Source organism: Phenylobacterium sp. (assembly GCF_041919955.1).
Taxonomy (GTDB): Bacteria; Pseudomonadota; Alphaproteobacteria; order Caulobacterales; family Caulobacteraceae; genus Phenylobacterium.
This window is the reverse complement of the sequence record NZ_JAYRSU010000017.1, coordinates 92,074-100,949: the sequence shown is the minus strand read 5'-3', so window position 1 is coordinate 100,949 and position 8,876 is coordinate 92,074. Positions and strand designations below refer to the sequence as shown.

11 protein-coding genes are annotated in these 8,876 nt (G+C 67.2%); 6 read left to right on the top strand and 5 right to left on the bottom strand.

What is annotated here, in order from left to right:
• The first annotated feature begins 391 nt into the window (after window positions 1-391).
• A complete protein-coding gene (locus ACE3T2_RS14940) occupies window positions 392-862 on the top strand; it encodes a hypothetical protein (protein WP_374658731.1) in 471 nt (156 codons plus the stop codon).
• A 40-nt stretch (window positions 863-902) separates the two neighbouring features.
• Entirely contained in the window at window positions 903-1,709 is an 807-nt protein-coding gene (locus ACE3T2_RS14935; protein WP_374658729.1) for an acyl-CoA thioesterase, read from the top strand.
• On the opposite strand, the gene ACE3T2_RS14930 is transcribed toward ACE3T2_RS14935, so the two are convergent.
• The gene (locus tag ACE3T2_RS14930) at window positions 1,706-2,176 is read right to left on the bottom strand and encodes a hypothetical protein (protein ID WP_374658727.1); all 471 of its coding nucleotides are present in this window, start codon (window positions 2,174-2,176) and stop codon (window positions 1,706-1,708) included. The genes ACE3T2_RS14935 and ACE3T2_RS14930 overlap by 4 nt on opposite strands.
• A 93-nt stretch (window positions 2,177-2,269) precedes the next feature.
• Here ACE3T2_RS14930 and ACE3T2_RS14925 point away from each other — a divergent pair, with 93 nt between their 5' ends.
• The gene (locus ACE3T2_RS14925; RefSeq protein ID WP_374658725.1) at window positions 2,270-4,327 is read left to right on the top strand and encodes a carbon starvation CstA family protein; all 2,058 of its coding nucleotides are present in this window, start codon (window positions 2,270-2,272) and stop codon (window positions 4,325-4,327) included.
• Window positions 4,328-4,331: 4 nt separating this feature from the next.
• The gene (locus tag ACE3T2_RS14920) at window positions 4,332-4,541 is read left to right on the top strand and encodes a YbdD/YjiX family protein (protein ID WP_374658723.1); all 210 of its coding nucleotides are present in this window, start codon (window positions 4,332-4,334) and stop codon (window positions 4,539-4,541) included.
• A gap of 52 nt (window positions 4,542-4,593) precedes the next feature.
• Here the strand turns inward: ACE3T2_RS14920 and ACE3T2_RS14915 are convergent, their stop codons facing one another.
• Window positions 4,594-4,869, bottom strand: coding sequence for a hypothetical protein (locus tag ACE3T2_RS14915; RefSeq protein ID WP_374658721.1), 276 nt, complete (start codon window positions 4,867-4,869; stop codon window positions 4,594-4,596).
• 316 nt (window positions 4,870-5,185) lie between these two features.
• On the opposite strand from ACE3T2_RS14915, the gene ACE3T2_RS14910 reads away from it, so the two are divergent.
• Together ACE3T2_RS14910 and ACE3T2_RS14905 are read left to right on the top strand one after the other, a co-directional pair.
• Window positions 5,186-5,449, top strand: a complete 264-nt coding sequence (locus ACE3T2_RS14910; protein WP_374658719.1) for a hypothetical protein — start codon at window positions 5,186-5,188, stop codon at window positions 5,447-5,449.
• A 67-nt stretch (window positions 5,450-5,516) separates the two neighbouring features.
• On the top strand, window positions 5,517-6,497 hold the full coding sequence (locus ACE3T2_RS14905; protein WP_374658717.1) for an aldo/keto reductase: 981 nt from the start codon (window positions 5,517-5,519) through the stop codon (window positions 6,495-6,497).
• A 4-nt stretch (window positions 6,498-6,501) separates the two neighbouring features.
• Here ACE3T2_RS14905 and ACE3T2_RS14900 read toward each other — a convergent pair whose 3' ends face one another.
• From ACE3T2_RS14900 to ACE3T2_RS14890, 3 genes are all read right to left on the bottom strand, one after another.
• A complete protein-coding gene (locus tag ACE3T2_RS14900) occupies window positions 6,502-6,711 on the bottom strand; it encodes a hypothetical protein (RefSeq protein WP_374658715.1) in 210 nt (69 codons plus the stop codon).
• Window positions 6,712-6,813: 102 nt separating this feature from the next.
• Window positions 6,814-7,632, bottom strand: coding sequence for an arylamine N-acetyltransferase (locus ACE3T2_RS14895; RefSeq protein WP_374658713.1), 819 nt, complete (start codon window positions 7,630-7,632; stop codon window positions 6,814-6,816).
• A 4-nt stretch (window positions 7,633-7,636) separates the two neighbouring features.
• Window positions 7,637-8,854: an LLM class flavin-dependent oxidoreductase gene (locus tag ACE3T2_RS14890; RefSeq protein ID WP_374658711.1), complete on the bottom strand. Its 1,218-nt coding sequence runs from the start codon at window positions 8,852-8,854 to the stop codon at window positions 7,637-7,639.
• Window positions 8,855-8,876 lie beyond the last annotated feature (22 nt).

Genomic DNA, 8,876 nt, shown 5'->3' with positions numbered 1-8,876 from the left:
AGCTCGTCAGGCTCATAACCTGAAGGTCACAGGTTCAAATCCTGTCCCCGCACCCAAGTTTCCTACCCTCCAGCCAACAGGCCGGAGGGTTTTTTCATGACCAAAACACCGACCCAACCAGCCTAGATAGTCAGCGTCACGTAAGCGAATCCGCCAGACATCAGGTCTGGCCTCCGGCCGCAATCAGTTCGCCCTGGGTGAAGTCTCGCCGCAGACGCCGCTCTCCTCAAGGCGGCCGGCCTACGCGCTATCCTGACCGGGCTCGACGCCGCTCGGCGAAGACGCACGGCTTTTTCGCGGCGCGAGCCACTTTCCCGGCTCATTCCGGGTCCACCGGCTTAGACTTGGCGGCGCGGACGGATTCGCGGCGCCGGAAACTTCGGAGGGCTTCATGATCATCGCCGGGTGGATCCTCGCCATTCTGGGCCTGGCCCAGGTCGTCTTCGCCGGAACGATCGAGGTTTCGCAACTGACGGAAGGCAATCGCCTGATCGGACTGGCGCCCACCGTCGTCGCCAATGCGGACCTGGTGGGCCAGCGGGCGATGATCCATACCGGCGGTTGCGCGACCTTTCTGGCCGGCGTCGTCTTCATCGGCGCGGCCTATCTGAAGCCGGCCCCTCCTGGCCAGCAGTCGAAAACCTGGACCGGCATTGCGGCGATCGCGGCCCTGGTGCTGACCGTCGGCGCCGTCGCGGGCTTCGGAGCCTTCCTGTACGCGCTGCACGTCCAGAACTCGGACCAGCGGCTGGTCGACGAGATCCGCGCCCGCGAGGCGCGCAACCAGTCCACAGAAGCGCTGATGAAGGAAGCCGACCGCCGCCTGCGCAATGAGGCCGAAGCGGCCGCCGCGTCGCGCTGAAGTCCTTGCATCGCGAGCGGCGGGGCGTCATGGGAGCAGCATGACCGCGCCGCTGTTCTTCGACCTAAAGGCCACCCACAATCCGCACCGCTGGTACCTGCCGCTGACACCGGCCGTCTGCGTGGGGCCGCGGGACAATCTTTTCATGTTCGGCGGCGTCGGGATGGCCTCGGCCATCGTTGCGCTCGAGAGGACCTGCGGCCGGCCGGTGATCTGGGCGACGGCGCAGTACCTGTCCTATGCGCGGCCGCCCAGCGTGGTGGACCTGGACGTCTGGACTCCCGCCGCCGGCAAGTACAACACCCAGGCGCGGGTGATCAGCCATGTGGGCGACAAGGAGATCCTGACCGTCAACGCCGCGCTCGGCGCGCGCCCGAGCGACATCTCCCGCCAATGGCTGACCATGCCCCCGGTGGACGCGCCGGAGGCCTGCGAGCCGGCCGATCACTGGCGTGGGGGCGGCGATGACCTCCACAGCCGCATCGAGGTGCGCGTCGCCAAGGGCCGTTACGGCGGAACCGACGCTGGCGGCGGCGAGGAGGATGGGCGCCTGCTGCTCTGGATCCGGCCGCGCGACGGGATGGCGATCGACGCCGGCATGCTGGCCATCATGGCCGACTTCATTCCCGGCGCGGTCGGCAACGCCCTTGGCCTCAACGCCGGCGGCAACAGCCTGGACAACACCATCCGTTATCGGCGCATCGTGTCCACCGACTGGGTGCTGTGCGACATCCGCATCACCGGTGTGCACGGCGGCTTCGGCCATGGGGCCATGTATCTCTTCGCGCAGGACGGCGAGTTGATGGCGACGGCCAGCCAGTCGCTGATCGTGCGGGTGCGCGACTAGCCAAGCGCCTCCAGGAGCGCCACACGCGTCAGGTCCTTCGGCCGCCCGAAACGGCGGCAGATGGCGGCCTGCTCGGCGGCGTGAGGCGTATGGAGCCAGCCATCCTTCCAAGCAATCGCTTGGCGGGTAGCGGGAACCACTGGCGCCCAGCTCCCGGCCGAGAATGCCTCGAACCCTGCCATGATCTCGATCGGCAGGGCGGCGACCTGCGCCTTGGCGAACACCTTCGAGCGGAAGAGAGGGGACGGTGCGGCAGCGACCGGCGCGGCTTTCCAGGCTGCGACCAGTGTCGCCGCATCCCGCTCGGAGACGATCAGGTCCACATCGGGCGGCGCGAGGCCAGGGACGCCGACCAACGCCATGCCGGCGCTGCCGAACACCCACCACGGATCAGCGAGAGCGGAGCAGTCGCGGGCGACCAGATCGAGGACGCTCTCAAGCACGGGGTTGATCTGAGGTTCGGCCATGCGTGCCGCTCTAGAGAGGTTCACGGAAAGGCTCAATCGGTTGTAGGGCTAGGTCGGCGCCGAAGTTCGCGGCGCGCAGTGGAGGGGACGCCGATGGAATGGGTTCGCAAACACGGGCCCTGGGCCCTGCTGGCCGGGCTCGGCGCAGCCTCGCTGGGCGTCTTGGCCAGCGCGCGGGGCGAAAGCGTCAATGCCTTGTGGATCCTCACCGCGGCGGTCTGCGTCTATCTGGTCGCCTATCGCTACTACAGCCTCTACATCGCCGGCCGTGTCATGCGCCTGGACGCCGCGCGGCCGACGCCCGCGGTCACGCGCAACGATGGCCTCGATTACGTGCCGACCAATCGCTACGTGCTGTTCGGCCACCATTTTGCGGCCATCGCCGGGGCGGGTCCCCTGGTCGGGCCGGTGCTGGCCGCCCAGATGGGCTATCTGCCGGGCGTGCTCTGGATCCTGGCCGGCGTGGTGCTGGCGGGCGCCGTGCAGGACTTCCTGGTCCTGATCATCTCGATGCGGCGCGACGGTCGTTCGCTTGGCGAGCTGATCCGCGAGGAACTTGGGCCGATCCCGGGCGTCATCGCCCTATTCGGCGCCTTCATGATCATGGTGATCATCCTGGCCGTGCTGGCCCTGATCGTGGTCAAGGCGCTGACCGCCAGCCCATGGGGCACGTTTACGGTCGCGGCCACCGTCCCGATCGCGATCGTCATGGGACTCTATATGCGCTTCGTGCGGCCGGGGCGCATCGCCGAGGTTTCGATCTTCGGCTTCGTGATGTTGATCCTCGCCATCGTGGGCGGACAGAAGGTCGCGGCTTCGCCGGAGCTCGCGGGGATGTTCACCCTGACAGGGTTGCAGCTCTCTTGGATTCTCATCGGCTATGGCGCGGTCGCCGCGGTTTTGCCGGTGTGGCTGCTGCTGGCTCCGCGCGACTACCTGTCGACCTTCCTGAAGATCGGGGCGATCCTGGCTCTGGCCATCGGCATCGTCATCATGCGGCCGCAGCTGCAGATGCCGGCGATCACACAGTTCGCGGCCGGCGGCGGCCCAGTCTGGTCCGGCACGCTCTTCCCGTTCTTGTTCATCACCATCGCCTGCGGTGCGGTCTCGGGCTTCCACGCCCTGATTTCGTCAGGCACCACGCCTAAGCTGATCGCCAGCGAGGCCGACGCGCGCTTTATCGGCTATGGCGGCATGCTGATGGAAAGCTTCGTGGCGATCATGGCGATCATCGCCGCCTCGATCCTCGACCCCGGCGTCTACTTCACGATGAACAGCCCCGCGGCCGTTGTGGGAACCACCGCGGAAAGCGCGTCGGCCGCCGTCGGGGCCATGGGCCATCCGATCAGCGCCGAGCTGATCGAGCAGACGGCCCGAGATGTGGGCGAGACCACCATCATTTCCCGCGCCGGCGGCGCACCGACCCTTGCCGTCGGCATGGCGCACATCTTCTCCCACGTGCTGGGCGGCAAGGCGATGATGGCTTTCTGGTACCACTTCGCCATCCTGTTCGAGGCGCTGTTCATCCTCACCGCCGTCGACGCCGGCACGCGGGCCGGGCGCTTCATGCTGCAGGACCTGCTCGGGACCTTTATTCCGAAATTCAGGGAGACCTCGTCCTGGGGGGCGAACCTGACGGCGACGGGGCTCTGCGTCGCCGCTTGGGGCTACTTCCTGCACCAGGGCGTCACCGATCCGCTGGGCGGGGTGAACACGCTGTGGCCGCTGTTCGGCATCTCCAACCAGATGCTGGCGGCCATCGCCCTGATCCTGGCCACCGTCGTGATCTTCAAGATGAAGCGCCAGCGCTTCGCTTTCGTCACCATTCTTCCGGCTGCATGGCTGTGCGTCTGCACCCTGACCGCGGGCTTCCAGAAACTCGCCTCGGCCGATCCGGCCATCGGCTTCCTGGCCCATGCGCGCAAGTACGGCGAGGCGCTGGCCGACGGCCAGGTTCTGGCGCCTGCCAAAAGCATGGCCGACATGAGCAAGATCGTCTGGAACGACCGCATCGACGCGGCGCTCTGCGCGGTCTTCATCGCCGTGGTGCTTAGCATGATCGTCTTCGGGATCATGGCGTGCCTGAAGGCCCTGCGCGCTCCCGGCTGGACGGCGCGGGAGTTCAATCCCGACGCGGTAGCGGCGGAGTAGGGCCGTGGTGCGTACGTCGAACCCCTTCGCCGACTTCGCCCGCTGCCTCTGCGACGGGGCGCGGCTGATGGTCGGGGTGCCGAACTACGAGACCTATGTCGCGCACATGGCCGCAACCCATCCGGATCGCCCACCGATGACCCGAGCCGAGTTCTTCCGCGACCGGCAGGACGCCCGCTATGGCGGCGGCAAGGGCGGGTTCCGCTGCTGCTGACACGCGAAAGGCCGGCGTCGCCGCCGGCCTTTGCTAGTCCTGGAAGTGCGGTTTAGCGCGCGGCCAGGGTCGAGTTCGACTGGGCCTGGGCGGTGGCGAAGGTCTCGAGGCTGGCCTTGGTGGTCGCCTTCACGCAGCGGCTGTAGGCGTCCATCACCAGGGTCTCGGTGCGGGTTTCGCGGAAGCAGACGGTGCGGGCGGCCTTGGCCACTTCAGCTTCGATCTGCGCTTGGGACTTGCCGGCCAGCGGGACGCGAACAGAGCCGGCTTGGGCGGGGGCGGTGATCGCGAAGGCGGCCACGGCGGTCAGAGCAAGAGTACGGATCATAATGATTTAGTTCCCGGAAAGGGGTTGAGACCAACCGCCTCCCGGCGTTTCCCTTATATGGCGGCGGTTCAAATGATGGCGACCGCTTCGCCTGACCTTTCTCCTGCCCCCAGCGGGCAAGCGATTCAAGAAAATATTTTGCGGCGCAATATCGCGTTGCTGCGATGCAACCGAGATGGGCGCCGGCGCCTCTTTTCCGACAGAACGGGCGACTGGGCACGGCGATTGCGGTGGACAACCGCGACGGCTCCGAAATGAAACACTTGCCACGTGCGGAGCTTCACTCTTGAGTAACCTTCGTTAACGCTGAGGTCCCATGTTCCTGTCCGTTCTTGCCGCCGCCGCTGTCATCGCCAGCGCCAACACCACGCCGCCGGCCCCGATCGAGCAGGCCGTGGCCAAGGCGGTGATCGTCGATTGCCAGGTGACCGGCGCGAACCTGACCGACTGCAAGGCCGTCGACGCGGATGGCGCGGACGCCATGCAGGCCCAGAAGCTGGCTGAGCAGGTCGAGGTGCCTGAGGCGTTCGCCCTGGCCAATCCGGGCCGCGTGCTCATCAAAATGAAACTGACGCCGTAAGGGCGGTTGACCGCAGGCGCGCTCCTGACGCCTTCTCCCGGCGCAATCAGCCACGGGAGCGTCGCGCATGGACAAGCGGAAAGTCGGACAGTTCGAGGTCTCGGCCATCGGCCTCGGATGCATGAGCCTGTCGCACGCCTACGGCTCGCCGCCGCCGCGCGAGCAAGCCGAGCGGGTGCTGAAGGGCGCGCTCGACGCCGGCTACACCTTCCTCGACACCGCCGCCGTCTACGGAATCGGCCACAATGAGACCCTGATCGGGGAGGTCCTGGGCGATCGGCGCCAGGACTATGTGCTGGCCTCCAAGGCCGGCCTGACCAACGGCGACAAGCGTGAGCTGAACGGCCACCCCGATGTCCTGAAGGCGACCTGCGAGGGCAGCCTGCGCCGGCTGAAGACCGACGTCATCGACCTCTACTACCTGCATCGCTACGACAAGCGCGTGCCGATCGAGGACAGCGTCGGCGCCCTGGCCGACCTGGTGAAGGAGGGCAAGGTCCGCACCATCGGTCTGTCGGAGGTCTCGGCCCCGACCCTGCGCCGCGCGCACGCCGTGCACCCGATCACCGCCCTGCAGACCGAATACTCGCCCTGGACCCGCAATCCTGAGATCGCGGTGCTGGAGGCCTGTCGCGAGCTGGGCGTCGCCTTCGTGGCGTTCAGCCCGGTGGCCCGCGGCTTCCTGGCCGACAACCTGCACGATCCCGACGCGCTCGAAGAGGGTGACCTGCGCAAAGCCATGCCGCGCTTCCAGGGCGAGGCCTTCCAGGCGAACCTGAAGCTGCTGGACGGCTTCAAGGCCATCGCCAAACACGCCGGTTGCACGCCGGCCCAGCTTTGCCTGGCCTGGCTGCTGCAGAAGGACGAGATCATCGTGCCGATCCCTGGCACGACCAATCCCGACCACATGGTGGAGAACGCCCGTGCGGCCGAGGTGCGCCTGTCGGCCGCGACAATGGCCGCGATCGAGGAGCTGGTGAACCCGCGTACGGTCTCAGGGCATCGCTACTCGCCGGCCATGCAGGCGGCGATCGACACCGAGGGCTGAGGCGTCAGGCCGACTGCAAGGTATCTGGGGCCGAGCGCAGCGCCTGCATGGCCAGGCGCCGCGCGCGCTCGGCCACCTCGTCGGCGGGAAGGTCGTGCAAGCCGCGCGGCCGCGGCAGGCTGATCTGGACGGTGGCCCCGTCGTCGGTCAGCACCGAGACGCCGACGATGGTGGGGCTGACCGTCACCGAGGGCGGCAGGGACAGGTCGGTCATGGCTCTGCTCTCCGTTCCCCCCTTGGGGCCGCGATGTACTCGCCTCGCAAGCGAAGTCCAGCCACGCTTTTATGACTGCAAGATCCGGGAACCGATCGACGTTCAGGATGTAGCGGGCGCGGCGAACAGCTCGTCGTGCTTGGCGCATATCGCCGGCCAAAGGCGGGCGGCTTCCGGCAGGTCCAGGCCGAACTCGCGGGCCAGCACCTCCACCAGTTCGGCCTCGGACGCGATGAGGTGCGTCGTGCGGCCGTCAGGTCGGATTCTGTTCAAGGTGCGGCCGAGGAGGCCGGTGACAACGCCGTCGCCATGACGGAAGGCCAGGGCGGTCTGGGTGAAGACCGAGTCCGGAGAACTGCTCAGCCAGTCGCTGGTGGTGGAGAGCTGCGCGCGATCGGCCGGCTGGTTTTGGAAATCGAAATAGGCCGCGCCGCCGAAGGCGTGGTTGTGAAAGCGGATCCAGCCGTCCTCGTGCAGCTCCTCGATACGGAAGTTGAAGCCGCGCCGTTGGAAGGCTCCGGGCGCCAGTGGCGCAGGCTCGATCATGCCGTCGCCGAAACCCATGTCGGCGATGTAGGGGCGATCCAGATCGACTCGCAGCAGCAGGTGGTTGCCGTGGGTGATTGGCCCGCGGTCGGCGCGCAGCACCGCTCCGGCCATCTCCGTGACCTCGAACCCGATCTCGCGCAGCATGGCGCCCAGCAGGCCGTTCATTTCGTAGCACCAGCCGCCGCGGCGTCGGCGCACGATCTTCTCGTAGGCCGCGGCGGGATCGATGCTGGGACGAACGCCCAGCATCACGTCCAGGCTTTCATAGGGGATCGCCTGGAGATGCAGGCGATGGAGATCGGTCAGGGTTTGCAGGTCGACGCGCGGGACGCCGGCGTATCCGATGCGGTCGAGATAGGCCTGCACGTCCACCGGCTCACTCCTTGGGCGGCTCGCCCGCCCCCTGGATCATCGCGACGATCTCTGGCCGGATGTTGTCCGCGCCCTTTTCCATCATATGCGAAACGATGCGCGCGCCCACCGCCGCGCGGGTCTGGCTGGTGAATTCGCCCTTGTTGGCGCCGACCCAGTCCATCGAGGCGCGGCGGTTCACGTTCAGCTGCTGGAAGTGCGGGACCACGTAGCGGGCGATCATCTCGTAGGAGCGCTTGGTGTCTTCCCACCGGGCCCAGTTGTGCGCCATGAGCAGGAAGCAGCCGAAGCCGCCGCTCTCGTCCACCAGTTGCTGAACGCGTTCGATGGCGTCATCGGGCGTACCCACCACCGCCTGGCCCAGCGCCAGATAGGCCTCGACCGGATCGCCGGCGAAGTTGTCGGGCACCATGGGCAGGTTGGCGATCTCGCGGAAGTAATAGATCCACTTCTCCAGGCCGAAACGGATCTGGTCGATGGCCTTGTCCTTGGTCTCGGCGATGTGCATCTGGCCGACCAGCCGCCAGCGGCTGCGGTCCATGGACTGTCCGTGCAGGGCGGCCTGCTCCTCCGCGATGGCCCAGTTGGCGGCCAGGGAGTTGAAGCCGGCGCTGGTAGTCGCGCCTAGCGACAGCAGGCCCGCGCCATGTTTTCCCGCGGCCCGCGCCCCGGTCGGCGACACCTGGCTCGCCACCGCGATCTCGACCGAGGGGCGCGAATAGGGCGTCATCTGCAGGCGCGCATTGACCAGGCTGAACCAGTCGCTCTCGTGGGTGACCTCCTCGCCACGCATCAGCGGGACCAGCACCTCCAGAGCCTCGTCCATCCGGTCGCGCTGCTTGGCGACCGGAATGCCCATCATGAACGCGTCCGAGACCAGAGCTCCCGGACCGACCCCGAACATCACCCGTCCGCGGGTCATGTGGTCGAGCTGGTTGATCCGGTCGGCCAGCATCATCGGATGGTGATAGGGCAGGGAGGCGACCCCCGTGCCCAGCCGGATGTGCTTTGTGCGCTCGGCCGCGGCGGCGATGAACACCTCGGGGCTGGCGATCAGTTCGTAGGCGGCCGAGTGATGCTCGCCGATCCAGGCCTCCTCGTAGCCGAGTTGGTCCATCCACTGCACAAGCTCCAGGTCCCGTTGGATGGCGAGGGTGGGATTCTCCTCGATCGGATGAAACGGCGCGATGAACGCGCCGAAGCGCAGCTTGGGTCCGAGCATCTCACCTCCCACGGCGTTAGGT

Bases quoted from the DNA above. Each gene is read 5' to 3' on its own strand.
- ACE3T2_RS14890 (WP_374658711.1), bottom strand. From the start codon at position 8,854: ATGCTCGGACCCAAGCTGCGCTTCGGCGCGTTCATCGCGCCGTTTCAT.
- ACE3T2_RS14925 (WP_374658725.1), top strand. From the start codon at position 2,270: ATGGAATGGGTTCGCAAACACGGGCCCTGGGCCCTGCTGGCCGGGCTC.
- ACE3T2_RS14930 (WP_374658727.1), bottom strand. From the start codon at position 2,176: ATGGCCGAACCTCAGATCAACCCCGTGCTTGAGAGCGTCCTCGATCTG.
- ACE3T2_RS14935 (WP_374658729.1), top strand. From the start codon at position 903: ATGACCGCGCCGCTGTTCTTCGACCTAAAGGCCACCCACAATCCGCAC.
- ACE3T2_RS14915 (WP_374658721.1), bottom strand. From the start codon at position 4,869: ATGATCCGTACTCTTGCTCTGACCGCCGTGGCCGCCTTCGCGATCACC.
- ACE3T2_RS14940 (WP_374658731.1), top strand. From the start codon at position 392: ATGATCATCGCCGGGTGGATCCTCGCCATTCTGGGCCTGGCCCAGGTC.
- ACE3T2_RS14910 (WP_374658719.1), top strand. From the start codon at position 5,186: ATGTTCCTGTCCGTTCTTGCCGCCGCCGCTGTCATCGCCAGCGCCAAC.
- ACE3T2_RS14900 (WP_374658715.1), bottom strand. From the start codon at position 6,711: ATGACCGACCTGTCCCTGCCGCCCTCGGTGACGGTCAGCCCCACCATC.
- ACE3T2_RS14905 (WP_374658717.1), top strand. From the start codon at position 5,517: ATGGACAAGCGGAAAGTCGGACAGTTCGAGGTCTCGGCCATCGGCCTC.